At 52.9% G+C, this 26,616-nt stretch carries 23 protein-coding genes and 1 riboswitch; of the genes, 10 read left to right on the forward strand and 13 right to left on the reverse strand.

Translation table 11 applies throughout. The features are described 5' to 3' along the window. Nucleotides 1-40: 40 nt before the first annotated feature. The gene (gene xseA, locus BV494_RS00550; RefSeq protein WP_104921081.1) at nucleotides 41-1,414 is read right to left on the reverse strand and encodes an exodeoxyribonuclease VII large subunit; all 1,374 of its coding nucleotides are present in this window, start codon (nucleotides 1,412-1,414) and stop codon (nucleotides 41-43) included. Between the two features lie 169 nt (nucleotides 1,415-1,583). Here xseA and guaB point away from each other — a divergent pair, with 169 nt between their 5' ends. From guaB to BV494_RS00565, 3 genes are all read left to right on the forward strand, one after another. Beyond that, nucleotides 1,584-3,050 (forward strand): IMP dehydrogenase, encoded by a 1,467-nt coding sequence (gene guaB / locus BV494_RS00555; protein WP_192938052.1) that lies wholly within the window; start codon nucleotides 1,584-1,586, stop codon nucleotides 3,048-3,050. 106 nt (nucleotides 3,051-3,156) lie between these two features. Beyond that, nucleotides 3,157-4,734: a glutamine-hydrolyzing GMP synthase gene (gene guaA / locus BV494_RS00560; protein WP_104921083.1), complete on the forward strand. Its 1,578-nt coding sequence runs from the start codon at nucleotides 3,157-3,159 to the stop codon at nucleotides 4,732-4,734. A 348-nt stretch (nucleotides 4,735-5,082) separates the two neighbouring features. Beyond that, nucleotides 5,083-6,435, forward strand: coding sequence for a sensor domain-containing protein (locus BV494_RS00565; RefSeq protein WP_104921084.1), 1,353 nt, complete (start codon nucleotides 5,083-5,085; stop codon nucleotides 6,433-6,435). Nucleotides 6,436-6,539: 104 nt separating this feature from the next. On the opposite strand, the gene BV494_RS00570 is transcribed toward BV494_RS00565, so the two are convergent. Next, nucleotides 6,540-7,316 carry an NAD(P)H-dependent oxidoreductase gene (locus BV494_RS00570; RefSeq protein WP_104921085.1) on the reverse strand — a complete coding sequence of 259 codons (777 nt, stop codon included), beginning with the start codon at nucleotides 7,314-7,316 and terminating at the stop codon, nucleotides 6,540-6,542. Between the two features lie 85 nt (nucleotides 7,317-7,401). Between BV494_RS00570 and BV494_RS00575 the strand changes: the two genes are divergently transcribed. After that, nucleotides 7,402-8,295: a LysR family transcriptional regulator gene (locus BV494_RS00575; RefSeq protein ID WP_104921086.1), complete on the forward strand. Its 894-nt coding sequence runs from the start codon at nucleotides 7,402-7,404 to the stop codon at nucleotides 8,293-8,295. Between the two features lie 73 nt (nucleotides 8,296-8,368). Here the strand turns inward: BV494_RS00575 and BV494_RS00580 are convergent, their stop codons facing one another. Both BV494_RS00580 and BV494_RS00585 read right to left on the reverse strand, forming a co-directional pair. Next, nucleotides 8,369-9,031, reverse strand: coding sequence for a DUF3313 domain-containing protein (locus tag BV494_RS00580; protein ID WP_104921087.1), 663 nt, complete (start codon nucleotides 9,029-9,031; stop codon nucleotides 8,369-8,371). Nucleotides 9,032-9,171: 140 nt separating this feature from the next. After that, nucleotides 9,172-9,606, reverse strand: coding sequence for a GNAT family N-acetyltransferase (locus BV494_RS00585; protein ID WP_104921088.1), 435 nt, complete (start codon nucleotides 9,604-9,606; stop codon nucleotides 9,172-9,174). 204 nt (nucleotides 9,607-9,810) lie between these two features. Next, nucleotides 9,811-9,912: riboswitch (TPP riboswitch) on the forward strand. 34 nt (nucleotides 9,913-9,946) lie between these two features. On the opposite strand from BV494_RS00585, the gene thiM reads away from it, so the two are divergent. Both thiM and thiD read left to right on the forward strand, forming a co-directional pair. Next, entirely contained in the window at nucleotides 9,947-10,756 is an 810-nt protein-coding gene (gene thiM / locus BV494_RS00590) for a hydroxyethylthiazole kinase (RefSeq protein WP_104921089.1), read from the forward strand. Further along, complete coding sequence (gene thiD / locus BV494_RS00595; protein ID WP_104921090.1) at nucleotides 10,753-11,553, forward strand: bifunctional hydroxymethylpyrimidine kinase/phosphomethylpyrimidine kinase; 801 nt, start codon at nucleotides 10,753-10,755, stop codon at nucleotides 11,551-11,553. The genes thiM and thiD overlap by 4 nt, the downstream gene beginning before the upstream one ends. A 6-nt stretch (nucleotides 11,554-11,559) precedes the next feature. Here thiD and BV494_RS00600 read toward each other — a convergent pair whose 3' ends face one another. Further along, nucleotides 11,560-12,408: a hypothetical protein gene (locus tag BV494_RS00600; RefSeq protein ID WP_104921091.1), complete on the reverse strand. Its 849-nt coding sequence runs from the start codon at nucleotides 12,406-12,408 to the stop codon at nucleotides 11,560-11,562. A 212-nt stretch (nucleotides 12,409-12,620) separates the two neighbouring features. Between BV494_RS00600 and BV494_RS00605 the strand changes: the two genes are divergently transcribed. Then, nucleotides 12,621-13,241: a hypothetical protein gene (locus BV494_RS00605; RefSeq protein ID WP_192938053.1), complete on the forward strand. Its 621-nt coding sequence runs from the start codon at nucleotides 12,621-12,623 to the stop codon at nucleotides 13,239-13,241. A 51-nt stretch (nucleotides 13,242-13,292) separates the two neighbouring features. Next, nucleotides 13,293-13,466: a hypothetical protein gene (locus tag BV494_RS25660; RefSeq protein WP_192938054.1), complete on the forward strand. Its 174-nt coding sequence runs from the start codon at nucleotides 13,293-13,295 to the stop codon at nucleotides 13,464-13,466. A gap of 57 nt (nucleotides 13,467-13,523) precedes the next feature. Here BV494_RS25660 and BV494_RS00610 read toward each other — a convergent pair whose 3' ends face one another. Next, nucleotides 13,524-14,210, reverse strand: a complete 687-nt coding sequence (locus BV494_RS00610; protein ID WP_104921093.1) for a GntR family transcriptional regulator — start codon at nucleotides 14,208-14,210, stop codon at nucleotides 13,524-13,526. A gap of 90 nt (nucleotides 14,211-14,300) precedes the next feature. Continuing rightward, nucleotides 14,301-15,128 (reverse strand): AraC family transcriptional regulator, encoded by an 828-nt coding sequence (locus BV494_RS00615; RefSeq protein ID WP_192938055.1) that lies wholly within the window; start codon nucleotides 15,126-15,128, stop codon nucleotides 14,301-14,303. A 271-nt stretch (nucleotides 15,129-15,399) separates the two neighbouring features. Between BV494_RS00615 and BV494_RS00620 the strand changes: the two genes are divergently transcribed. Both BV494_RS00620 and BV494_RS00625 read left to right on the forward strand, forming a co-directional pair. After that, nucleotides 15,400-16,809 (forward strand): MFS transporter, encoded by a 1,410-nt coding sequence (locus BV494_RS00620; protein WP_104921095.1) that lies wholly within the window; start codon nucleotides 15,400-15,402, stop codon nucleotides 16,807-16,809. A gap of 26 nt (nucleotides 16,810-16,835) precedes the next feature. After that, nucleotides 16,836-18,812: a glycoside hydrolase family 127 protein gene (locus tag BV494_RS00625; RefSeq protein ID WP_104921096.1), complete on the forward strand. Its 1,977-nt coding sequence runs from the start codon at nucleotides 16,836-16,838 to the stop codon at nucleotides 18,810-18,812. Nucleotides 18,813-18,882: 70 nt separating this feature from the next. Here BV494_RS00625 and BV494_RS00630 read toward each other — a convergent pair whose 3' ends face one another. From BV494_RS00630 to yegS, 6 genes are all read right to left on the reverse strand, one after another. Next, nucleotides 18,883-20,172, reverse strand: a complete 1,290-nt coding sequence (locus BV494_RS00630; RefSeq protein WP_104921097.1) for an MFS transporter — start codon at nucleotides 20,170-20,172, stop codon at nucleotides 18,883-18,885. A 129-nt stretch (nucleotides 20,173-20,301) separates the two neighbouring features. After that, complete coding sequence (locus tag BV494_RS00635; RefSeq protein WP_104921098.1) at nucleotides 20,302-21,315, reverse strand: Zn-dependent oxidoreductase; 1,014 nt, start codon at nucleotides 21,313-21,315, stop codon at nucleotides 20,302-20,304. Between the two features lie 11 nt (nucleotides 21,316-21,326). Then, nucleotides 21,327-22,541: a starvation-sensing protein RspA gene (gene rspA / locus BV494_RS00640; RefSeq protein WP_104921099.1), complete on the reverse strand. Its 1,215-nt coding sequence runs from the start codon at nucleotides 22,539-22,541 to the stop codon at nucleotides 21,327-21,329. 206 nt (nucleotides 22,542-22,747) lie between these two features. Next, entirely contained in the window at nucleotides 22,748-23,761 is a 1,014-nt protein-coding gene (yiaK, locus tag BV494_RS00645) for a 3-dehydro-L-gulonate 2-dehydrogenase (RefSeq protein WP_104921100.1), read from the reverse strand. After that, the gene (locus tag BV494_RS00650) at nucleotides 23,748-25,310 is read right to left on the reverse strand and encodes an MFS transporter (protein ID WP_104921101.1); all 1,563 of its coding nucleotides are present in this window, start codon (nucleotides 25,308-25,310) and stop codon (nucleotides 23,748-23,750) included. The genes yiaK and BV494_RS00650 overlap by 14 nt, the downstream gene beginning before the upstream one ends. A 267-nt stretch (nucleotides 25,311-25,577) precedes the next feature. After that, the gene (gene yegS / locus BV494_RS00655) at nucleotides 25,578-26,474 is read right to left on the reverse strand and encodes a lipid kinase YegS (protein ID WP_104921102.1); all 897 of its coding nucleotides are present in this window, start codon (nucleotides 26,472-26,474) and stop codon (nucleotides 25,578-25,580) included. Between the last annotated feature and the right edge of the window lie 142 nt (nucleotides 26,475-26,616).

Raw genomic sequence — 26,616 nt, forward strand, 5'->3', positions numbered from 1 at the left:
TTCAAACACCTCCCCTGCGAAGGGGAGGTCAATCCAACGCTTATTTAACCGCACGTTTCCGCGTTTTCTTTTCCGCCACCACCGCTTTCACTTCACTTTCAATCCAGCCATCGGCAAGCCGTGTTTTCAGAATCTCACCGGGTGCCGTCTGGGTCGTTTTCTTCAGCAAAGTGCCTTTTGGCGTAGTCGTCACGCTGTAACCCCTTGCCAGCGTAGCCAGCGGGCTGACCGCTTCAAGCTGCGTGCAGGCCGTACCAAAACGCTGGCGGCTTTGTGCAAGCTGCGATGACATTGCCTGTTGCAGCCGGTATTGCAGCTGCTGAACCCGTTGCTGGGCGCGGTGAATTCGCGGTTGCGGTTGTTGCTGAGTCAGACGCTGTTGCAGCCTGTCGCTACGGCGCAGAATCTGGCGCAGATGGTTTTGCATCGCTTCATCCAGACGGCGGCGCAGTTTGAACAACGCCGTTTGCTGGCGCGCCAGACGTAAATGCGGATGCTGTTGCTGCAGGCGGTGATTAAGACGCGAAAAACGTTGCGCCAGCTGTGCGAGATAATAATCCATCGCCATTTCAAGACGCTGCTGCTGTGACTGAATCTGGCGCAGCAACTCCAGCTGATTACGGCTGATCAACTCTGCGGCGGCCGACGGTGTCGGGGCGCGTAAATCCGCAACGAAGTCGGCAATGGTTACGTCGGTTTCATGGCCGACGGCGCTGACAATCGGAATACGGCTGGCGAAAATCGCCCGCGCCACGCGCTCATCGTTAAAGCTCCACAAATCTTCCAGTGAACCGCCACCGCGCCCGACAATCAGCACATCGACTTCTTCGCGGGCATTGGCGATCGCAATGGCGCGGACAATTTGCCCCGGCGCATCCACGCCCTGAACGGAGGTCGGATAGATTATGACGGGCAGGGAAGGATCGCGGCGTTTGAGCACGTTCAGCACATCGTGCAGCGCGGCACCGCTGGCCGAGGTAATGACCCCGACGCATTTTGCCGGTGAGGGCAACGGCTGTTTGAACTGCGTGTCGAACAACCCTTCGGCGGCCAGCTGTTGTTTCAGTAAATCGAATTTCTGCTGCAATAAACCGTCACCGGCTTCCTGCATACTCTCGGCAATCAGCTGATAATCGCCGCGCGGTTCATACAATGTAATGGTCGCGCGGACCAAAACCTGCTGACCGTTTTGCGGACGAAACGTGGTGCGCCTGTTGGTATTGCGGAACATGGCGCATTTGACCTGTGCGCGGTCATCTTTGAGCGTGAAATACCAGTGGCCGGAGGAAGGCTGGGAGAAGTTTGAGATCTCACCGGAGAGCCAGACCTGACCCATTTCGTTTTCCAGCAACTGTCGGACCGTCTGATTGAGGCGGCTTACGGTAAAAATAGGAGGCGAAGAAGGTAGTGGCATGTGATCCAGATCAAATTCAAAAACAGAGACTTAATCGACCGATACTACATACCCTAAAATGGGAATCAAGAAGTTTTTTCAAATAGTGCTGGTCGGGATGCCCATTCACCTGTAAACTCCCGCTGCAATATTTTATCTTTTCCGCATCCACCTTGGTGAGATATTGCCCATGCTACGTATCGCAAAAGAAGCACTAACGTTCGACGACGTTCTCCTTGTTCCAGCTCACTCCACAGTTCTGCCTAATACTGCCGATCTCGGTACTCAACTGACCGCTAAAATCCGTCTGAATATCCCTATGCTGTCCGCAGCCATGGATACCGTGACTGAAGCGAATCTGGCGATTGCTCTGGCGCAGGAAGGCGGCCTCGGATTCATCCACAAGAACATGTCTATTGAGCGTCAGGCGGAAGAAGTCCGTCGCGTGAAAAAGCATGAAAGCGGCGTTGTTGCTGACCCTAAAACGGTCACCCCGGCGACCACTTTACGTCAGGTTAAAGAACTCACCGAAATTAACGGGTTTGCCGGTTATCCGGTTGTGACCGAAGAAAACGAACTGGTCGGTATTATTACCGGTCGTGACGTGCGCTTCGTGACCGATCTGGAACAGCCTGTCACCGCAGTCATGACGCCGAAAGAACGTCTGGTTACCGTGAAAGAAGGCGAAGCCCGCGAAGTCGTCCTGCAAAAAATGCACGAAAAACGCGTAGAGAAAGCGCTGGTTGTTGACGCGCAATTCCATCTGCTCGGTATGATCACCGTAAAAGACTTCCAGAAAGCCGAACGTAAACCAAACGCCTGTAAAGATGAGCAGGGCAGCCTGCGCGTCGGTGCGGCAGTTGGCGCAGGCGCGGGCAACGAAGAGCGTATCGATGCTCTGGTTGCGGCGGGTGTTGACGTTCTGCTGATCGACTCCTCACACGGTCACTCCGAAGGCGTTCTGGAACGTATTCGCGCTACCCGCGCAAAATACCCGGATCTTCAAATCATCGGCGGTAACGTCGCGACGGGTTCAGGTGCACTTGCACTGGCTAAAGCGGGTGTGAGCGCGGTTAAAGTCGGTATCGGCCCTGGTTCAATCTGTACCACCCGTATCGTCACCGGCGTCGGTGTTCCGCAAATCACTGCCGTTTCTGACGCGGTTGAAGCGCTGGAAGGCACCGGTATTCCGGTTATCGCTGACGGCGGTATCCGCTTCTCCGGCGACATCGCAAAAGCTATCGCGGCCGGCGCAAGCTGCGTGATGGTCGGCGGTATGCTGGCAGGTACCGAAGAATCTCCGGGCGAAATCGAGCTGTATCAGGGGCGTTCGTACAAGTCCTACCGTGGCATGGGTTCTCTGGGCGCGATGTCCAAAGGCTCTTCTGACCGTTACTTCCAGACCGATAACGCGGCTGACAAACTGGTGCCGGAAGGTATCGAAGGTCGCGTTGCTTATAAAGGCCGTCTGAAAGAAATCATCCACCAGCAAATGGGCGGCCTGCGCTCCTGTATGGGGCTGACCGGTTGTGCTACCATCGACGACCTGCGCACCAAGGCTGAATTTGTTCGTATCAGCGGTGCAGGGATTCAGGAAAGCCACGTACATGACGTGACGATTACCAAAGAGTCGCCGAACTACCGCATGGGTTCCTAATCCCCTGAGACAGCGAGCAAATAGCTCGCTGTCTGCTTTTAATGCATAAAGAAATATTTAACCTGTTGTTTTAACGCTTTTATTGCTTTCTGGAAAACGCCCCCTCATGAGCGAAAATATTCACAAGCACCGTATCCTGATCCTCGATTTCGGCTCCCAGTACACCCAGCTTGTTGCGCGCCGCGTGCGTGAACTCGGTGTCTATTGCGAACTCTGGGCCTGGGACGTAACCGAAGCCCAAATCCGCGAATTCAACCCGAACGGGATCATCCTGTCCGGCGGCCCGGAAAGTACCACCGAGCATGACAGCCCGCGCGCCCCTGATTACGTCTTCGAAGCCGGTGTCCCGGTTCTGGGCGTCTGCTACGGCATGCAAACCATGGCAATGCAGTTAGGCGGTCAGGTTGAAGGTTCGAACGAGCGCGAATTTGGTTATGCGCAGGTTGAAGTTCAGACTGAAAGCGCGCTGATCCGCGACATTCAGGATGCCCTGAGCGAAAACAATAAACCGCTGCTCGACGTCTGGATGAGCCACGGCGATAAAGTCACCGCCATCCCGTCTGATTTCGTGACCGTTGCCAGTACCGAGACTTGCCCGTTTGCCATTATGGCTAACGAAGAAAAACGCTTCTACGGTGTGCAGTTCCACCCTGAAGTGACGCACACCCGTCAGGGCCTGCGCCTGCTCGAACGTTTCATCATGGATATCTGCGAGTGTGAAGCTCTGTGGACGCCAGCGAAAATCATCGAAGATGCCATTGAGCGCCTGCGCGTTCAGATTGGCGACGATCACGTGATCCTCGGCCTGTCCGGCGGCGTTGACTCCTCCGTGACCGCTATGCTGCTGCACCGCGCCATCGGCGACCGTCTGACCTGCGTGTTCGTGGACAACGGCCTGCTGCGTCTTAACGAAGCGGATCAGGTTCTGGAAATGTTCGGCGACCGTTTTGGCCTGAACATTGTTCACGTTGCTGCGGAAGACCGTTTCCTGTCAGCGCTGGCCGGTGTTGATGAGCCGGAAGCGAAACGTAAAATTATCGGCCGCGTGTTTGTGGAAGTCTTCGACGAAGAAGCCTGTAAGCAAGATGCCGTGAAGTGGCTGGCGCAGGGCACCATCTACCCTGACGTGATTGAATCCGCCGCGTCTGCGACCGGTAAAGCACACGTCATAAAATCGCACCACAACGTGGGCGGTCTGCCGAAAGAAATGAAACTGGGTCTGGTTGAGCCGCTGAAAGAGCTGTTCAAAGACGAAGTGCGCAAAATCGGTCTGGAACTCGGTCTGCCGTACGACATGCTTTACCGTCACCCGTTCCCTGGGCCAGGTCTGGGTGTTCGTGTGCTGGGCGAAGTGAAGAAAGAATACTGTGACCTGCTGCGTCGCGCCGATGCTATCTTCATCGAAGAACTGCACAAAGCCGACCTGTACAACAAGGTCAGCCAGGCGTTCACCGTCTTCCTGCCAGTCCGCTCCGTGGGCGTGATGGGCGATGGCCGTAAATACGACTGGGTTGTTTCACTGCGCGCAGTAGAAACCATCGACTTCATGACCGCGCACTGGGCGCACCTGCCGTACGATTTCCTCGGCCGCTGCTCCAACCGCATCATCAACGAAGTTAACGGCATTTCCCGCGTCGTTTACGACATCTCCGGTAAACCACCGGCGACGATTGAGTGGGAATGATTTAACGTCTGGCAATAGCCTGCACGTAAAATCACCTAAGCCCGCGTAAATGCGGGCTTTTTTATTTTTGTGTCTGGCATTCTCTGGCTCTGAATCGCAAGAGGGGGCCGGTAAGTCATTCATGCGGGGCAGAAAAATAGCTCCTATCATAATATTAATGTATAAATAATTAATCCTCCCTGAACGGGCTTGAGATGCCTTTACAGGGGATGAATTATACTGCTTCATCTGTCCGTAAGCCGGGCCAAAACAGGCATTGGTGCAAAGTGATGCAGTGATAATGGGCTACAGGTATCTACCGTAAATGTAGTCGTAATCACTCTTATACTCAGGCCTGATAATTTCTCTATGGAATCGAATCCTCACGCGGCGTTGACCAGTTTTATTGATCTCATGATGGATGCTGTTTTTGCGGTCGATGCCCATGCCAATATCGTTTTTGCGAGCGCATCATGCGAACGTATTTTCGGCTATACGCCGAAAGAAATGGTGGGCAAAAATATGTTTGATCTGATGCTGCCTGAAGATCGGGAAATAACCCGAAACTCGGTGGTGGGCGTCATGTCTGGCCATCCTCAGTTTCACTTTGAGAACCGTTACGTTCACAAGAACGGGCAAGTCGTCAACATCATGTGGTCAGCACGCTGGTCACCGGCCGATCAATTACGCATTGGCGTTGCCCGCGATATCACTGAACGCAAACGATCCGAATCGTTGCAGTCTGCGCTTTATTCCATTTCCGAAGCCGCTCATACCGCCGAAGATTTGCTCAAGCTATTCCAGCGCATTCATGAAATCGTCGGCACGCTGCTTCCTGTCGATAATTTTTCGGTGACGCTCTACGACAATGAAACCGGCCAACTGAGCTTTCCTTATCATGTGGATGAGTTTCTGCAGACGCCAGACCCGTTTGCACTGATACCCGGAACGTTCTACGCAGAGATTATTCATACCGGGCTACCGCTGCTGCTCACGCCTGAGACGATGGTTGCCCGCCTGCAGGAGTTGCGGATTTCTTTTGGCATGAATCCGTTCAGCTGGCTGGGTGTTCCGCTTAAGTCTCATAAAGGTACGATTGGCGTACTTATGGTGAAAAGTTATCCGGGGGGAGTGTGCTACAACGAGCAGGATCAGGAATTACTGCAGTTTGTGTCGACTCAAATTGCGACTGTCATTGAACGTCAGAAAATGCAGGCACGGTTGCAGTATATGGCGAAATATGACCCACTGACCGACCTCCCGAACCGTGGTTTTTTGCATGATCGCCTGAAAGACGCACTCTCTGCAGCACGTCAGGGGAAAGATCAATTGTCACTTTTGTACATTGATCTCGACAAATTTAAACAGGTTAACGATACGCTTGGCCATGGTATTGGCGATTTACTGCTACAAGAGACCGCTTCGCGCCTGAGGTTGTGTGTGAGTGAATCGGATACCGTCGCTCGTGTCGGTGGCGATGAGTTTGTGATTTTGCTGCAGGGGGCTTCATTGCCTGAGCATGCGGCTCAGGTGTCAGAAAAGATCCGCAACGCTTTCAATCCTCATTTTACCCTGGAGGGCCATCGTTTGAACATTGCGGCCAGTATCGGGATCGCACTCTATCCGGAGCATGGTAACGACGCGCGGCAGCTTCTTGAATATGCTGACAGAGCAATGTATTTAGCCAAAAACGGCAATGCCCAAGGAAGAAATAACGATTAAGTATGAATCATTTCCAGAGAAACCTGCTTCTGAAAATCCGGAAAAAACGCCAGCGAGATTAAACGATCCGCTGGCGTTTTTTATGCATGAAATTCTTCTGGACGTTATTTCAGGTGTGCCGCAAACCCGGTTTTCTCCGGCGTGATATCAGCTTTAAGCGTCAGTGAAGGGATGTCATAGTCGCCGCCATTTTGCTGGCGGAAGGCGATGGGGGTTGTGGTTTCCAGCGTATCCAGCCGGGTCGCCAGTTCGTCGCAAAGCTGATTAAAGCGCGCTTCATCTGTACGACCGGAGCGGTAGAACACCAGCGGCGGGAGCACGGTAAAGCCCGGATAATGCAGGATCCCGTGATGGATCGGGAACAATAAATCATCGACAGAACCGTTGATTCCGCGCGGGCTGTAATGTGGTTCCCAGCCTCCGGTCGTTACCATCAGCATGGCGCGTTTCCCCGACATATTCCCTTCACCGTAACGGTCGCCCCAGTGCGTGTCCGAATGTTCGCCCACGCCGTATGCAAAACCGTAGGCGTAAACCCGTTCCACCCAGCCTTTCATAATGGCGGGCATGGAGAACCACCACAGCGGAAACTGGAAAATCACTGTATCCGCCCAACGCAGCTTTTCCTGTTCAGTGGCGATGTCCGGGCTTTGCGTCCCGTTTTTAAAAGCGCGTTGAGAATCCTGAGAGGGATTAAAGGGGATCTCCGGTGAAGGCGACGTGTTATCTCCGGCATCCAGCGGCGCTTTCCATTGCATGGCATACAGGTCAGAAACCTGTACGTTGTGACCGGCGGCCTGCAGGTATTTTACCGCAAAATCTTTCAGCGAACCGTTCAGGGATTTGGGTTCCGGATGGGCGTAGACGATTAAAATATTCATGGCGAACTCTCCGTTAAGTGATGAAAGCAGAGTAGGCCGCCGTCAGGTATAGTAAAAATGAATTTAAAATATACCAGGTATAGTTATGAATAATTTCGGCCGTCTGGATCTCAACTTATTGCACACGCTGGATGTCCTGCTCGCGGAGCACAATGTCACGCGGGCGGCGCAGCGGCTGAACCTTTCCCAGCCTTCAATCAGCGTTCAGCTGGCTAAATTGCGTGAGTTTTTTGACGATCCGTTACTGCTGCCTGGCCCGCGCGGAATGCGCCCGACAGCGCGGGCTGATGAGTTACGTCAACCTCTGCAACAGGCGCTGGCTGCTCTGGCGTCCGCGGTTTCTGCCGGTGACGTTTTCGATCCATCGAAGGCAGAGAATACCTGGAATCTGGGCGCGGCGGATTATGGCGAATCCACCATTGTGTTGCCTGTGCTCCAGGCATTTCGCGCTGTTGCGCCCGGAACAAAACTGGCGATTTTTGAGACATCACCAGTGCGGATTATGCGGAAAATGGAGCGCGGAGAACTGGATCTGGGATTTCATACAGGGGAAGCGGTACTGAAGGATTTACACCGCACGTTGTTGTTCTCCGAGCGCTATGTGCTGGTTGGCAGACAAGGACATCCGCAGCTCGCGAAGCCCGTCACTATGCCGGTGTTTTGTTCGCTTGAACATGTGATCGTTTCGCCAGACGGCGGCGGATTTCAGGGCATCACTGACAGCGCGCTGGCGGAGGCCGGATTATCAAGGCGCGTGGTCCTCTCCGTGCCGCATTTCCTGTTTGTCATTCAGGTACTGCTGACCACCGATTTAGTCGCCATGCTTCCCGAGCGTCTGGTGCGTGGCAACCCCGCGTTGCAACTTACCGAACCGCCCGTGAAAGTTCCCGGTTTTGAAATGTACATGTACTGGCACGAACGCTCGCATCGCGACCCGGCGCATATCTGGTTACGGGAATTCATGAGCAGTGCGGTGTGAAAAAAGTGATATGAAGAAAATAAAAAGGCAGCCATCTGGCTGCCTCTCAAAATCGCTGACTCACACTTATGGCTTAGTTCATCTGGAATAACTTGGTGTCGTTTGCCATACCATCAATCACGACTTTCAGATCGTTAGCGGTGACTTTCTGAGTATCATTGGAAACTTGTTTACCGAAGCCTTTACGCACGACTTTGAAGACCGGTTTGCCGGTGCTGGCGTCGATCAGCTCGCCTTCGAAATAGACTTCAGTATCACGTGTGCGGTGTCCGCTGGCGGTTTCAGCACTTGCAATGACCAGTGCAACCGGAATCACTTCATAGAACTGCAAACCTTCCGCTGAAGTATTCACGCCGGTGATCGCACCGCGGAAAATCAGGGTACGCGGGCCGGCATGGTCAGTCAGTTGCATGCGTTCGCCCAAAGCGGGTTTCAAACGGCTGTTTGCGTAATCCAGAACACCCTGCAACGTCTCTTTGCTGATTTGATCAGTTGGCTTCGGTTCAGGATAGAACGTAATCGGCTCGTACTTCAGGTAAGAGTAATTGGCTTTTTTAAAGGAAGGATCTACCCAGCGCAGCACCGGATTACCTGACGGGGTTTTGACTTCTTTCAGATTGGAATAGTCACCAAGGAAGCCGGAGAATTTTTCTTTTTGTGTGACATGGCTGGTACATCCGGCCAAAAGCAGTGCACCAGTGATCAGTGCGGCCTGCATCAGTTTAGTTTTATTCATTCTTACCCTCGGAAAATTTTAAGGAAGACAACGTTATGTATAGCACTGCTGTGGAATTTAACCTCTTAACGACAAAGAAAAATTGATGTTCGTCAGGAACGGAAAAAATTAGTCACGCGTGTTAATAGTTCGCCTTTCAATCATTTTCTTGGTGAATGGAATAAATAGTATTCCCCCTTCGGGCTATCGCCGGTAGCCATGATTTCCCAGCCCTTTGATAAATAAAATCCGACAGAGTTTTTACTTTTAACTAAACATTTTAATGAGCCTGTTCGGGTGAATGTTTTTTCGCTGGCGCGCAGCAACGCGCTGCCTGCGCCTGTCCCCTGATATTGCGGATCAATGAACAGATTGTGCAGGAAGTTTTCCTGCGTAAATATTGAGGCGAAACCGAGCAGATGCCCGTCGCGTTCGGCGACCAGTATTGTTTCGCCGATCACGGCACGGTCAAAATCTTCGAGCTGAAAGTCGTCTTCCAGCCATGTCCAGGTCTGTTTGCGCGAGGCCAGATACAACGTGCGCAAAAAGGGACGATCGGCTTCTTCATAAGGGCGAATATTAAGTACTGATGGCAAAGAGTGAATTCCTTTGAAAATAAGAGGGCAGAGTACGTTCACTTCACTGAGCCATACTGCCAGCGACTTTGCGGGAGTTCAATTATGGTATTCGACGCTTCGGGTCGATGTCTGACTGAAAGTTGACCTTATCGCGTCAGCGGTGAAATAACGCGCTGTACGAAAAATCCTGATTGACCTTCTCAGGCTCGCCACCAATAATGCGTGCTTGACTCGGGGTGCCGCTCCTGCAAAAGAACGGCTGAGATTTTACCCGTATTACCTGATCTGGATTATGCCAGCGTAGGGAAGTCAGGTATCTCTCCCGATACCGCCTTCTTCAGCGCCGGTGGGGAGAACCATGAACACCCGACCTTCCGTTTTTTCTGGCGCAACAGCCGCCGCTTCTTTACAACAACTTCGTGCTTCTGCGCCGCTGGTTCATTGCCTGACCAACGACGTGGTGCAATCCTTTACAGCCAATGTTTTGCTGGCGCTCGGCGCTTCACCCGCGATGGTGATTGACCCCGCCGAAGCGGCACAATTTAGCGCGGTCGCCGATGCCTTGCTGATTAACGTGGGTACGCTGACCCGTTCTCATGCTGATGCGATGCTGGCGGCGATTCACGCGGCCAATCAGGCCGGAAAACCCTGGGTGCTGGATCCCGTTGCCGTCGGCGGCCTGAGCTGGCGCACTGAATTTTGTCTCGAACTCATCAAACTCACTCCCGCCGCCATTCGCGGAAACGCCTCTGAAATCCGTGCGCTCAGCGGCCTGAGTGCGTCCGGGCGCGGCGTAGACAGCGGCGATGATTCCCTGTCTGCATTACTCGCCGCGCAGCAGCTTGCACGTGAAACCAGCGCAATAGTGGCCGTCACCGGTGAAACCGATTATGTCACCGAAGGTGAACGCAGTTGGTCGGTTCCCGGCGGGCACCCGATGATGACCCGTATCGTCGGCACGGGCTGTTCGCTATCCGCCGTGGTGGCCGCGTTTGCGGCGTTGCCCGGTGAGCGTCTGGATCACGTTGCTGCGGCGTGCCGCGTGATGTCCTGTGCCGGTGAGCGTGCCTGCAACGTGGCGAAAGGGCCGGGTAGCTTTACGCCAGAATTTCTCGATAACTTGTATTTAATGCGTGATGAGTGGCTGAACGGGGAAAACATCGGATGAAAAGAATTAATGCCCTGACTATCGCTGGCACTGATCCGAGCGGCGGCGCGGGGATCCAGGCAGATCTGAAAACCTTCTCGGCGCTGGGTGCGTATGGCACCAGCGTCATCACCGCGCTGGTGGCGCAAAACACCCGTGGCGTGCAGTCCGTTTACAACATCGAACCGGATTTCGTGGCCGCGCAGCTGGATTCCGTACTCAGCGACGTGCGAATCGACAGTACTAAAATCGGCATGCTCTCGAACAGCCAGATTGTTGAAGCGGTCGCTGAAAGGCTCAGGCATTATCAGCCGCCCTTTGTTGTGCTTGATACCGTGATGCTGGCGAAAAGCGGCGATCCGTTGTTGTTACCTGAAGCCGTCGATGCCGTGCGCCGTCTGCTCATTCCGCAGGTTTCAATTATTACACCGAATCTGCCGGAAGCCGCTGCCTTGCTGGAATGTCCCTTAGCGGTGGATGAAGCTGAAATGCGTGAACAGGGCGAAGCACTACTGGCGATGGGATGTGAAGCTGTGCTGATGAAGGGCGGTCATCTGAGTGATGAAGAAAGCCCGGACTGGCTGTTTATGGCGGGTTCACGTGAGCGTTTTACCGCACCGCGGGTGAATACGCGGCATACGCACGGCACCGGTTGTACGTTATCGGCGGCGCTGGCGGCATTGCGTCCGCGTCACAATAACTGGGCGGATACCGTGCGGGAAGCCAAAGACTATCTGCAACAGGCGCTGATGCAGGCCGACTCACTGGAAGTCGGTCACGGTATCGGGCCGGTGCATCATTTCCACCGCTGGTGGTAAAACCGGTCAGGCGCGGCGCTGGGTCTCGCTCAGCGCCTCTTCCGCCTGATGAAACATCGTCAGCGCCTGTTGCAGATGCACGGCGTCAAACGGGTTCAGCGGATAGAACTTCTCTTCTTTGCGCGGGCGCAGCATCACACGAATTTTATCCGCTGAAACCCGCTCAAACAGGTAGCTGGCAATGTCCTGATTTTCATCATCCTTCCACGACAGCAGCAGCGCAGCCTGCTCGCCGGTTCGGCGGCCGATAAATTGCTCGTGCAGCCACAATCCTTCGCATTCGCCGTCTTTTTGCAGTTTCTTGCCGTTGAACCAGGCCGACTCTGCCTGCATCAGCAGTGACTGCGGCGAGATTTCTTCATGCAACTGACGCCACAGCGGCTGGTTATTCTCCATCTGCCAGCAGGCCATGCCGAGATAATCATTCAGCTCACGCCAGTCGCTTTCCAGCTGTTCTTTCAGCTCCGGTTCCTGAATATGCATAAACTGTTGCAGACCTGTGGCCTGTTCGCCCAGCTTGTTATAAGCGATAACGGTCATAGTGCGTGGCTTGCGGCGGAAGGTAATCCACAGCAAAAATTTGGGGATGCGGAAAATAATGGCCTGAATGGTCAGTTTGTAACGGTTGCCGCGCGACATGACAATGCCGTTGGACGTCCCGCGTTTATCCTGATAATTCCTCACCAGCACCACGCTGTTCTGGCCCATCCAGCCCGTGACGTAATGCTCTTTTTCGCTTTCAGCCACGTCGAGATCGCGCACTATCTGGCTGATGATCTCCATATCAAGTTGAGACAGAGACAGTGACCGATCGGCACTGTAATAGCTTTTTTTCAAAGGGGCTGTAGCAGGCATAAAAGTATCCACGATATTGATGTGGTTTACAGCTTACACCAAGTTGTCATACAAATTTTAGGGCTACCCCGCAAAACGGGCATCTTTTCGGGTAGCGTTATTTCTGATGACGAAATTTCCCGAGGCGTCTCGTAAAAACGCGCGTGCTGCGTTGTTATTCATTCTGTCAGGATTATTCTGTCGCTCATTGAGTTTAGGGAGTGATGCACAGAATGGAATATTTGACGTTACATGAAGTGGTAATTAATGAGACGGTTCTCATCATGAATGCTGTCTTTGATAAATTAAAGACACCACTTATTATAAGACGTATTCGTCGCAGTGATATTATCTGGCAGCAGCGCAAGGCCAGACGTAATTTACTGCAACCGGAGAAGCATCAGCTTAACTGGAAATGGTTATTCAACCAATACCGTAAAAACAAACCCACTGAATCTGGCGTAGAGCAAACCGCTTACGTGTTTTGTCTTAAAAATCCGCCACAGGAGCGTGCTGCTTTCCTGTTGAAGTCATGCAGGGTTGATGAAAATAATCTTGAAATCAATGCGCTGGAGAATTTTTTTCGTAAAACGCCTGAGCACCCTTTAAAACGAAAAATGTTGTTTTTTAGCCTGTGCATTATGGTCACGTATGCCAATGCCCTTGATGAAAATAAATTACTGGTGAAAGAAAAGACAAGGTTTATTATTAAAGATGTTGTTAATGAAGTCGTAATGCGCTTTTATATGTCTGAGGCACCTTTACGTAAGGTTGCCGGTAAAATGGAGTGTCAGTCAAATTATTTTCTCTTAAACGCGTATATGAATTCCAAATTAAATAATAGAACGCTTTAGTAGGATTCCAATAAATATCTATCTACACAGCCTGAATACAAGGAAAAGTGCATGAGCAAGCCCGTTCAGTTAACGCCACGCCAGCTTGAGCTGGTCGATATGCTCGTTGGGTACTTGAGATATTGCGAGGAAAAGTATTCTGACTTCGATGAAGAGGGCCTCGGCGCATTTGGTCCACCGGAAGCCTTCTATCACCCCCCTAAGGATTGGACCAAATTACCCTGATTAGCGCAGATCCCCCGCGTACTGGTATTCAGCTAAAGCGCGGGGAACCTGTAATGCTTACTCTGCATCAAACCAGTCGCTGTTTTGCTCTGCAATTGGCGTGATGGTGGAGATCATTTCCTGCAGATGAATGCGGATGGCTTTTTCGGCAGCGTCCGGATCATGCGCTTTCAGTCCGTCAAAAATAGCGTAGTGCTGTGCGATGAGATTCTCCGGCGGCGACACCTTGCTGAGTGTCAGAAATCGCACGCGATCCATCGTGGCTTTAATGTGCTCAACGGTTTCCCACGCCAGCCGGCAGTCAATAATCTGCGCGATGGTGCGGTGAAATTCATCATCCAGCAGCAGGAATTCCTGCGTTTGCTGGCTTTTAGCTGCCAGTGTCTGGCGCTCCAGATTATGTTCAAGCAGCGCGAGGTCTTTCTCTGTCGCCACCATAGCGGCGCGGCGGACCACGGCGGTTTCAACGGCTTCACGAATAAAACGGCCGTCGGCCACCCGTTTGGAAGAAATTTTCATCACGTACGTGCCGCGCTGTGGCAGAACCTGCACCAGCCCGGCTTCGGCCAGTTTGATAAAGGCTTCGCGAACCGGCTGGCGGGAGACATTAAAGCGTGTGGAAATTTCTTTCTCCGACAGGAATGCCCCCGGTGCGATGGCACAGGTGACAATGTCCTGACGCAAAGTGCGATAAATCTGCTGATTTACCGGCACATTACTGAGAAATTCAAAGGAGTCTGTCATGGGCTAAATTTGTCTTCAGAATCGGGAGAAGATAATACTAACATGAGTTTTCTCAGGATTTTGAGATTGTTAGCGCAAGGTTTTATCAAATTATTGGGAATTAATATGCTCGCGGCAATAGAGTTTTTTGTAGGCCGCCGGCGTGATACCCAGCAATTTACGGAAAACCCGGCGAAAATAGGCCACGTCGTTAAAACCGGTCTGTCTCGCAACATCCGCCACATTGCCGGTATTGGCCAGCAGCAGTTTTTCGGCCGCCGCAACCCGGTGTTTATGCAACGCATCTGTCAGCGTCATCTGAAACGTCAGCCGGAAAACCCGCCCGAGATAATCAGCGTTGCAGTGCAATCTGCTCGCCAGCGCTGAAGCACCCAGTGGCAGATGATATTGCGTGGTCATCAGTTCGCGTGCTTTGTAGGCCAGCGCGACACCCGGCCCACCGGGCTCTACATTTTCAGGCCAGGCGCGGGAGACTTCCTGCAACAATAAAACCAGGAACAGTTCCAGCGAATTACCGCCGCGTTCCTGCTCATATAAAAATAATCTGAACAGGGTTAACACTGTTTCCGTATCCCTGACTTTACAATGTTGTGGAATATCCAGCTGTAAAGAGGGATTATTTCGCTGTGATTGAATTAATGTCGTGTTTCCCACAATATCAAAATGCAGCCAATAAAATTTCAACTCAGGATCAAACGTCGTCACACCTTTATGTTCCCTGCCGGGAAATAACAGTAAACTTTCTCCCGCCTGTAAATCAAAACGGGTATTTTCTTCCTGAAGCGAAAGCGTGCCGCGCACGACATAAATAAGCTCATGCGAACTGAGGCGTCGGGTCGGATGTGTCCCCATTCCACGGGAAATAAACAAACCACCGTTCTGCACGTTAACCGGAAAATTTACGGAAAATGACAGCATTTCAGGCACTCCTCTGGCTGGTTAAGCCTGACGTTAGCACAGCGCCCGCGCTCTGCGAGTGAGGGCAGTAGAGGTTTTGATCTGCTTCACAGAATTACGTTATGAGTCGGAATTGTCCCTTTTAACTACTTTATCCTCCTCTTGCTGGCGCGATAACCCTGTGCCAGATTTACGGCGTACCTTATTTATTCCCAGGCTGAGATTTCAAATCAGCCTTATTTAACACGTTCCTGTTGCTTATAAATAACGATATAAAAGCGAGGAAAATATAATGCCAACTGATTCTGTAAATACCGGTTCATCGCCGGTAATAGACACTGACGCAATTGTGTCTGCCAACGCCAGACTTTCGGTCAGTGAGAAAATAGGTTACGGATTAGGAGACGCCGGAGGCACGATAATTACCTGTCTCGTCACCAGTTTTTTGACCTTTTTCTATACCGACGTTTTCGGACTGACGCCTGCGATTGTCGGCACGTTGTTTATTTCACTGCGCGTTATTGATGCGATTTCCGATCCGCTGATGGGCATTCTTGCTGACCGGACGCAAAGCCGCTGGGGCCGTTTTCGCCCGTGGCAGTTGTGGATTGCGTTACCTATCGGCGTGGTCGGTTTTCTGACCTTCAGCGTCCCAGGGTGGAGCGGAGACGCCAAAATTGCCTACGCGTTTTTCACCTATTTCCTGCTGTCTGTTTCGTACACTGCGATCAACGTGCCGTATTGCGCGCTGATCAACACCATGACCACAGATCATCGCGAGGTGATGTCCTGTCAGTCCTGGCGCTTTGTCTTGTGCGGCGTCGCCGGTTTTCTGGTGTCGGTCGGGTTGCCGTGGCTGGTACAGGTGCTGGGAAAAGGCAACGCCGCAGTGGGTTATCAGCAGGGCGTCGGTTTACTGTGCATCATCGCTGTGGGGATGTTCCTGTGGTGCTTCTTTGCCGTGCGGGAGCGTTTGCCGCTGGCACTGCTCGGGCAGTTCAGCGTCCGTGAGCACATTCGCGGCATGCTGAAAAACGACCAGCTTTTGCTGGTGTTGCTGATGTCTTTCCTGCTGATTAACGTGTTTAACCTGCGCGGCGGCGGCTACATGTATTTCATCACGTATGTACTGAAAGGCGGCGCGGGTTACGCCTCGATGTTCTTCGGTATGGTAACGCTGGCGTCAATTCTCGGGGCCGTGATCGTCAATCAGCTGACAAAATTTATCGACAGCGTCCAGTTGTACATGCTGACCAATCTGGTGCTGGCGGTGTTTTCCCTGCTGCTGTGGTTCGTGCCGGTGGGCGAACAGTGGCAGACGCTCTGGCTGGGCATTATTTTCGTCCATTGTGTCATTCTTGGTTTTACGCTGCCGCTGCACTTTTCCCTGATGGCGTTCGCCGACGACTACGGCCACTGGAAAAACGGCATCCGTTCCTCCGGTATGAACTTCGCCTTCAATCTTTTCTTCATCAAGCTCGCCTGGGCATCCAGCGCCGGGATTATCAGCGTCGTCTTCGTGCTGGTTTCCTATCAGGCCGGGGTGGATCACCAGACCGCAGTCTCGCTCAGCGGGATCACACTTCTCGAAACCCTGCTGCCTGCGGCGATGCATCTGCTGCTGGCGGGCACCCTGATTTTCTGCAAGCTCAACAACACGTTGCTGACGCGCATGTCGCGTGAACTGGCGGCCAAAATTTAAATAACGACAATGATTCAGGAGGTTGTATGTCTTTTGCTCCGGTTGATTCTTTAGACGTGCCTTTGAATAAGGTAAATATTTCCGATGCGTTCTGGCTGGAATACCAGCGTCTGGTGAAAGAGGTGGTTGTGCCTTATCAGTGGAAAGCGCTGAACGATGAAGTGGCGGATGCGGAGCCGAGCCACGCCATTGAAAACTTCCGTATCGCGGCAGGGCAGAGTGATGGCGAATTTTACGGGATGGTTTTTCAGGACAGTGATGTCGCCAAATGGCTGGAAGCGGTGGGGTATTTACTGGCGAAAACGCCGGATCCGGAGCTTGAAGAAACCGCTGACCGCGTCATTGAGCTGGTCGGTGCCGTGCAGCAACCGGACGGTTATCTGAATACCTATTTCACGGTCAAAGAGCCGCAGCAGCGATGGACAAATCTGGCGGAATGCCACGAGCTTTATTGTGCCGGACATCTGATCGAAGCGGGCGTCGCTTACGCTCAGGCCACCGGAAAAACGCGTTTGCTGGAAATCGTGTGTAAGCTCGCCGACCATATTGGTGACGTTTTCGGGCCGGGTGACAGGCAATTGCATGGCTATCCCGGTCATCCGGAAATCGAACTGGCGCTGATGCGTTTATACGAAGAAACCGGCGAAACGCGCTATCTCGAACTCACGCGTTATTTCGTCGAACAGCGCGGTGCGCAGCCCCATTTCTACGATATCGAGTATGAAAAACGCGGCAAAACATCGCACTGGAATACCTACGGCCCGGCGTGGATGGTGAAAGATAAAGCCTACAGCCAGGCGCATCTGCCGGTCGCGTTGCAGACCACGGCCATCGGTCATGCGGTACGGTTTGTGTATTTATATGCTGGCGTCGCGCATCTGGCACGGCTGAGTCAGGATCAGGAAAAACGTGAAGTATGCCAGCGCTTGTGGGAAAACATGACGCAGCGGCAGATGTACATCACCGGTTCTGTCGGTTCGCAAAGCAGCGGCGAGGCGTTTTCGTCGGATTATGATTTGCCCAACGATACGGCGTATACCGAAACCTGTGCGTCGATTGGCCTGATGATGTTCGCCAGGCGCATGTTGCAGTTCGACGCCGACAGCCGTTACGGCGATGTCATGGAACGCGCGCTGTACAATACGGTACTCGCCGGAATGGCGCTCGACGGCAAGCATTTCTTCTACGTCAATCCGCTGGAAGTCCACCCGAAAAGCATTCCCTTCAACCATATTTACGACCATGTAAAACCGGTCCGTCAGCGCTGGTTTGGCTGCGCCTGTTGTCCGCCGAATATCGCGCGGCTGCTGGCGTCTCTCGGCCAGTATATTTACACCCAGCGGCCGGACGGCGTGGATATCAATCTCTACATCGGCAGCGACGTCGAGGCCACGATTGGCGGCAAGCCGTTGCGCCTGAAACAATCCGGCGGTTATCCGTGGGCGGAGAATGTGCTGATTGAAGTGGACAGCGGCGAACCGCTCGAAGCCACGCTGGCGCTGCGTTTGCCCGACTGGTGTGCCAGCCCGCAGGTGACGCTCAACGGTAAAACACTTGACGTTGCCGCCCGGACGTCACGCGGATATCTGCGCCTGACGCAGGAGTGGCAGAAAGGCGATCGCATCGAGATGACGTTGCCGATGCCGGTCACGCGGGTGAAAGGCAATGCGCTGCTGCGGCATGTCGCCGGGAAAGTGGCTATTCAACGCGGGCCGCTGGTTTATTGCCTCGAACAGGCTGACAACGGCAGCGAATTGCACAATATCCGTTTGCCGCAAAATGCGCCGTTCCGCCTGATTGCGGGCAGCGGAATATTTGCCGGTAAAACTCTGTTGCAAACGCAGGGCGAGCGGCGGACATCAAACCATGCAGAGCTGCAGCCGCTTTACCGTTTTAATTCGCCTGCAGAAGAAGCAGTGCCGCAAACCATGACGTTTGTACCGTACTTTACCTGGGCTAACCGCGGAGAAGGGGAAATGCGCGTCTGGGTTGACGAAATTTAGCAGAGCGTAAGGAGGGCAGAATAAGAAAACCCGGCAAGTCACGCCGGGTTTTCTATTCTTTTTTAGATGTTTAGCTATGAGACAGTTTTGTCTCGACTGAATGCTTTGGGGCTTTAATCACAAAGAACACCAGGATTGCGCCGAGCGCGGCGACACCGCCTGCCAGAATAAAGGCGCTGTCGAAATGCCCGGTGTTTTGCACGATGTAGCCTGTGACGACCGGCCCGACGATACCTGAAATGCTGCCGATCAGATGGATAAATCCGCTGGTGCCGCCGACGCGGGATTTATGCACGACGTCCTGAATAATCGCCCAGTAAATCGCGCCGGTGGTATACAGGAAGAAAATAGAAACAGACATCAGTACCACTGCCGGAACCACGCTGCTGACGATACCGGCCAGCGCGACGCAAATGGCGGCGGCAGACAGGCTGAAGACCAGAATAATTTTGCGCGACAGCAGTAAGCGACCGGTAATATTGAAAATCTTATCGGAGATAACCCCGCCGAGTGCCAGACCGACGAAACCAACAATCCACGGAATAACGGTGGTCAGGCTCATCTCTTTGATATTCAGACCGTGTGCCTGAACTAAATATGACGGGAACCAGCTGAGGAAGAAGAACAAAATATAGTTGTAGCAGAAGAAGGCGAAGGCCGTGACCAGAATAATCGGCTGACGCAAATAATATCCCAGACCGTGCGCAGCCTGTGCCAGATCGTCTTCTTCGGTGATATTTTCGTTTTTCATCTCATCGATCAAACGTAATTCTTCCGGCGAGACGCGCTTACTTTTCAGCGGATTATCCGCCACGATAAAGAACCAGATCGCCATCCAGACAATGCCGATGGCGGCAATCACCATAAAGGCCGGACGCCAGCCAAAGGACAGCGCCAGATACCCGACGATAGGCCCGGCGACCGCGCCACCGAGGGGCGAACCGGCGCTGAGCAGCCCCATCGCGGTGGCCGCTTTTTTCTTCGGGAACCAGCCGTTAATCATCTTATTGGCGGAGGCGCATATCGGGCCTTCAGCCATGCCGAATAATACCCGCAGAATTAGCATGGAATAAAAGCCGGTGGCAATGGCAGTCATCCCGCAGAATAAAGACCACAGCCCGACGGCTAATCCCATCACGACAGTTGGCCCGAATTTATCGACAGCCAGACCGCCAATGAAATTGAATATGGCATAGCCAAAGAAGAAACTGCCGAATATGATCCCGAACTGCTCAGGATTAATGGTCAGTTCTTTTTCTATCATCGGAACCGTAATAGACAGCGCGACACGGTCGAGATAGTTGATCATATAAACCATAAACAGCAGGAATACGATGACCCAACGTAGGTTCTTAAACATAGTAAGCAGCTCCACTGGATGTTGTTTTATAATAGTGTTGCGTTATTTGTAGGTAGAATTTGAGGTACTGTTTGCGAGAGGATTCAAAAATCCTCCCGCAGTGTCAGGCAATTAAAATAAAAATGGTCTTCAGAACGTCAGCAGAACTTTGCAGCAGGATCGCTGATCCTTTTCAAATAACGTCAGTGCGGCTTCCACCTCGCTGGCAGGCATCCAGTGCGTCACCAGTTTCTCAGGTGAAATTTTTCCCTGCTCTATCCATTCAATCACCTGCGGAAAACGGTGACTGTTCAGGCGTGAAGAGAACAGTGAAATTTCTTTGCTGGTAATACTTTGCTGCGTGATAGTACTCGGCTCGCCCGAGAAGCCCATCATGCCGATACGCGCGGCCGGTGACGCCAGTAAAATGGCTTCCTGCAAAATCGCCGGATGGCAGGCGGCATCGACGATAATCATCGGGCGTACGCCCTCGGCGGACAACACATCCGACACGCTGCGTTCACTGTTATTAATCGTCCAGTCGGCTCCGCTTTCCAGTGCCATGTGCAGGCGTTCTTCAATGCGGTCAGCCACGATCACATTTTTAACGCCGTACACGCCTTTCAGCACCTGAATCACCGTCAGCCCCATCGGGCCTGCGCCGTAAACCAGCGCGGTATCTTGCGGTGTTGGTTTCAGAAACGCCGTGATATTCGCCGCAATCGTGAAAGGTTCGACCATGCTGGCGAGTTTGTCAGGAATGGACGCCGGGACGTTATAGGCGTTTTTTGCCGGTGCGCAGGCGTAATCGCTGAAACCGCCGTCGCGGTGAACGCCGATCACCTGTAACTCGTTACAGACATTGGGCCGCCCGACGGAGCACGGATAGCAATGTCCGCAGCTCACCACCGGGTCGATCACCACACGTTCGCCGATGCGAGCGGGATCGACACCTTCCCCGACGCTGTCGATGTGGCCGAAGAACTCATGGCCGATGACGCGCGGATATTTCGCGAACGGATTGTGGCCGTGATAAATGTGGACATCGGAGCCGCAGATGCCCGCGTAACTCACCCGAACTCGTACCTCGCCGGCGGCAGGTACCGGCAAAGCACGTTGCTCGATGACTAATTTTCCCGGTTCTTGTATAACGACGCTGTTCATTTTTCGTTCCCTCACCAGTTCCACAAAGTGCCGTCTTCAAGACGGGCCACCGGCAGATAAGCCGGTTCGTACGGATATTTCGCGGCGAGTTTTTCGTCAAACTCAATGCCCAGTCCGGGCTTTTCGCCCGGATGCATGTAGCCGTTATCAAAGGTCCAGTTATGCGGGAACACTTCCAGCATCTGTTCGGAATAGCCCATGTATTCCTGCACGCCAAAGTTCGGCACCCACAGATCAAAGTGCAGGGCAGCCGCCATGCAGACTGGAGAGAGATCGGACGGGCCGTGCGACCCGGTGCGAACCTGATAAAGCGACGCGAAATCGGCGATGCGCCGCATCCCCGTGATGCCGCCCGCGTGGGTCAGCGTGGTGCGGATATAGTCGATCAGTTGTTCTTCGATAAGCTGTTTGCAATCCCAGATACTGTTGAAGACTTCGCCCACGGCGATTGGCGTGACCGTGTGCTGGCGGATCAGGCGGAAACATTCCTGATTCTCGGCAGGCGTCGGATCTTCCATCCAGAACAGGCGGTATTCTTCGATGCTCTTGCCAAAACGCGCGGCTTCGATGGGCGTCAGGCGGTGATGCATGTCGTGCAGCAGATGTTCGTCAAAACCGAATTTGTTGCGCACGGCTTCAAAGAGTTTTGGCGTGAAATCGAGGTATTTTTCCGTGGACCACAGCTGTTCTTCCGGCCAGTTGCCTTTGGTTGCGGGTTCGTACGCCAGACCTTTGCCTTTCGCCATACCGTAAGTGGTTTTCATGCCCGGCACGCCGCACTGGGCGCGAATCGCCTTGAAGCCCAGCTCTTTGTGTTTCGCGTAATCGTCGAGCACTTCGTCAATGGAATGGCCGGTGGTGTGGCAGTAAACCATCACGCCGGTGCGGGATGCGCCGCCGAGCAACTGATACAACGGCATATTGGCGGCCTTGGCTTTGATATCCCACAGCGCCATATCGACCGCAGAAATGGCCGACATCGTGACCGGACCGCGACGCCAGTACGCGCCTTTGTAGAAGAACTGCCAGATGTCTTCAATCTGATGCGCGTCGCGCCCGATAAGCTGCGGGCAGACGTGGTCTTTCAGATAAGACGCGACCGGCAATTCACGGCCATTCAGGGTGGCATCTCCGAGACCGGTCAGCCCGCTGTCGGTAGTGATTTTTAACGTCACAAAGTTGCGACCCGGACAAGTGACAAAGACTTCAGCATTCACGATTTTCATCGGTTACGACCTTTTGCAGTAAAAGTTAGATGCAGTTTCTTTGGCTATAAATACGTCAGATATTAACTACCATACAAGTATGTAAATCTGTTTTTGCCGGAGGCGATCACATTTTGAGCGGAGATTTCAGCAAAAAAAGTCAGCAGAGCAGAAATGAAAACGCCTGCAACAGGCAGGCGTTTCAGGGGAGTGAAAGTTGAGAAAGATTATTCCGCCAGCCCCATCACTTCATCCCAGACGGCATCGTCGACGGGAATGCCGAGACGGCGGTTTTGTTCGCGGTTTAACGCCGCCGTCTGGCCGGGATAACGCACATCGCGGCTGTTTTCGGCGGGCTCTGACTGATTCACGTAATCTGCCACGCTGTCGGCCATGCGTTCGGTGAATTGTGTGCCGCCAAGCTGCGCCGGATCGAAGACCATGAAAATCTGGCTCGCGCCGGTGCAACTGCCTTCGCCAATTTTATCGATTTCATTTGTCGGCGAACCGGCGGAGAGCAGTGCGGCCATGGCGTCGAGCACAATCGCCAGGCCGGAACCTTTCCAGTAACCGGTGGGCAAAATGCGCATGGATGCCTCAATCGGGCCGGGATCGTCGGTGAGATTTCCCTGGCTGTCATAACCGCCGGGATACGGCAGTTTTTCATTTTTCAGCCGCGTTACCTGCAACTTGCCGTAGGAATATTGCGACATCGCCATATCCAGCACGATCGGGCCTTTGGCTCTGGGCACCGCCATCACAAACGGGTTATTGCCGATGCGGGTATTTTTGCCGCCCCAGGCGGGCATGCACGATTCGGTGTTCGTCCAGCAAATAGCCGCCATGCCGCGTGTGGCGGCGTGCCAGCCATAACTTCCGCCGCGCATCCAGTGGCTGCTGTTTTTCATGGCGACAATCCCGACGCCGTATTCTTTTGCCATTTCGGCGGCTTTTTCGACGGCGAACAGCGCATTAGTGATGCCGATGCCGCGATTGCCGTTATAGATGGCGATGGCGCCGAGCGATTTTTCCTGCTCGGGTTTGGCGTGAATATTAATCCACCCTTTTTGCACGTAATCGACAAAGCGCGCTACCCGGTTCAGGCCGTGCGAGGCAATGCCGTCGCAGCTCGATTCGGTGTGGATCCGCGCACACGTCCGCGCGCTTTCTTCATCCAGCCCCGCGTTGAGCAAGGCGCGCTGGATGGTTTGTTGCATCAGGCTGAATTCAATTCTTTGCATTGTCGGCTCCGGTGGAAAGTTCAGGTGAGGTCAGCGGGGAATGGCCTTCGGCCTGGCTAAGAATAGTGTTATCACCCCAACATTTTTCGTAAGGCCAGCCGGTCAGTTGCTCGGCGATTAAACGGGTTTCCGGCGTCACATCATATTTACTGCCACCGGCTTTCAGACGTTCAATTTCATTGACCAGCAGGGAATGGTTATGGCGGGTCAGGCGAAACTTCATGGCGCTGTAAAGGCCAATCAGCAGGAAGACCACCGAGCCTGTGCCAAAGACCAGCGTAATTCCGTAAACCGCTTCCGCGGGTTGCGTCGCGCTTTTCGGCGTAAATCCGTAATGTTGTAATAGCAGGCCCACGGTAAATAACGCCACGGCCTGAACGGCTTTACGCACAAAAGTCATCACGCCGGCGAAAATACCTTCACGGCGTTTTCCGGTCAGCATTTCATCGACATCCGGAATAAAACTGTAGATATTCCAGCAGACATAGCTGGTCCCGGAACGTCCGACGCCCATTAAAATAACGGAGAGATAAATCAGTGCCATATTAAAAGGCAGTTGCAAAAGATGAATGGATAAAAATAACCCGACGCTTGCCAGCATAAATAATTGCGCGATGCGGTACGCGGAACCATTACCTAACTTCATACACAGGAAAATAAATAAGGCCACGCAGACAAACTGAGTCAGCGTCATGAGCGTCATCGCATTGGACGCCGTCACGGCATTTTGCCCGAGGACAAAAATAATGTAGTACGCAAGCACGGCACCGAGAACATCCAGCGCGACATAACCGCCCAGATACATCCCGACGTGCTGGCGAAAAGTCCGCACCTTCATGGTGGAAACCAGGGATTTAAACAGGTGCTTCATGTCACGTCGGAAAGACAATTTTGGCGTGTCCACATCAACGGGGATCGGGCGTTCCCAGGTGTAGAAATAGAGCAGCAGGATCACCACGGCGAACAGCACGCCAAATATGACGCCCATAATCAGAAATGATGAAGATGAATCTTCGCCGAGATACGCAATAATTCGTCCCGGAAGCCAGGCGGCTAATATTGCCGCGCCGGTTGAAAAGAACATTCTGACGCCGGTGAGTTTGGTGCGCATTTTAAAACTGGAGGTCATTTCTGCCGCCAGCGTTTCATAAGGCACAATCGCCAGCGTATAAGCCGCGTAGAATAAAATATACGTAAACAGGTAATACCAGAACCCCATGCCGCTGACCCACATAATAATGTATGTCACCATAATCAGCGGTGCGCCAAGTAAGAAGAAGAACCCGCGACGGCCATATTTTTTACCCAACGGATGACGATAAAAATTATCGGTCACATATCCCATCAGCGGATCGAAAAAGGCATCCAGCAACCGGGCAGAAGCAATAACGGCACCGGCCTCCGCCGGGCTTAATCCGGCGTATGTGGTATAGAAAAACATAATCCATAAACCTAATACCGCAAAACAACCGCCGCCGAAGAAATCGCCTCCGCCATAGGCCAGCATATTTTTGAGTGATATCGGTCTTTCTTTATGATGATTAATCATAATACCCCTGTGTTCCGTATTATTTTTGGCTATATCGGATAAGTCAGAGTCGCGAAAAACAAACTTATTAGGATGCCCGCAGACGTTCAGGAATCAATATTCCCTCGACGTTGGCAGAATAAAACTAGGCAATAGGCGTCTACCATACAAGTATGTGAATCGGGATTTATCGGAAGGGATCACAAAAATTAACGCGAATACCCTCTGTACTGTAAGGCAGATCACAGTACAGAGAATGAGCAGGGAGGGCAGGAGAAGTTCGGGGAATTAGCCGAGTAAGTCGCAGTTTGGCGGCAGGCGGCACTGAATGGCGTTGGGGAGCACTTCAATACGGAACTGTTTTCCGGTCAGCGGTTCGCCGTCGAGATTGAACGTCATGTCGTGCGGCGCGTTGATTTCCAGCCACGGCAGGCTGGCAGAAACGATGTTCTTGTTTTCTTCATTGTTGATCAGGCTGCGCAGGAAAGAGGGCAACAGCTCTTCGGAGGTAAGCAAACGCAGCTGCAATAATCCGTCGTTAATCAGTGCGTCCGGGCAAATTTGCTGGCCGCCGCCGGCCTGACGCCCGTTGCCAATACCGATGACCAGCGCGTCGCCCTGCCAGTTGAAATCCGGCCCTTTGATTTCGCAGCGGTCTGCTTTCAGCGTATCAAGGCGTAAAAGTCCGTGGATAAAATAGGAAACGCCGCCGAGTGCGGCTTTCAGTTTTTCCGGCGTTTCGGTGGTGATCCGCGTGCCGAATCCGCCGGTCGCCATGTTGATGAAGAAGTGCCGGTCATTCACTTTCGCCAGATCGATATCCACGACGCGGCCTTTTACCGCCAGTTGCAGTGCCTGTTCCGGCGAGAGCGGGATATTGCAGGCGGTCGCGAAATCGTTGGCGGTGCCCAGCGGAATAATGCCCAGCACCGGCGCTTTTTCGCCAAGCCAGGCCAGCGCGCCCGCGACTTCGTTGATCGTGCCATCGCCGCCACCGGCAATCACCGTTTCGCAGCCCAGATTTATGGCTTCTGCCACATAGCGTGCAGCGTCGCCGTGTTCCCAGGTGACGCGCACGCTGAGTTCTACGCCTTCTTCACGCAGCGCGCCGACGGCTTGCCGCAGTTCTTCATTACCTGCACCTTTTCCGTTTAAGATCAGCAGTGCAGCGCCCGTGTCCGTCATATCATCTCCTTATCATTCATAGACTTTAACAATAGATGATAACAACCGTATTTGGCTATCGGATTAATCACTTAATAATTTAATCGTCTGTTAAATAATTGCGGTTAAATTAATTCAATAAATGGCGTAGTTGTCTGGCGGG

Origin of the sequence: Rahnella sikkimica (genome assembly GCF_002951615.1) — a bacterium.
Lineage (GTDB): Bacteria > Pseudomonadota > Gammaproteobacteria > Enterobacterales > Enterobacteriaceae > Rahnella > Rahnella sikkimica.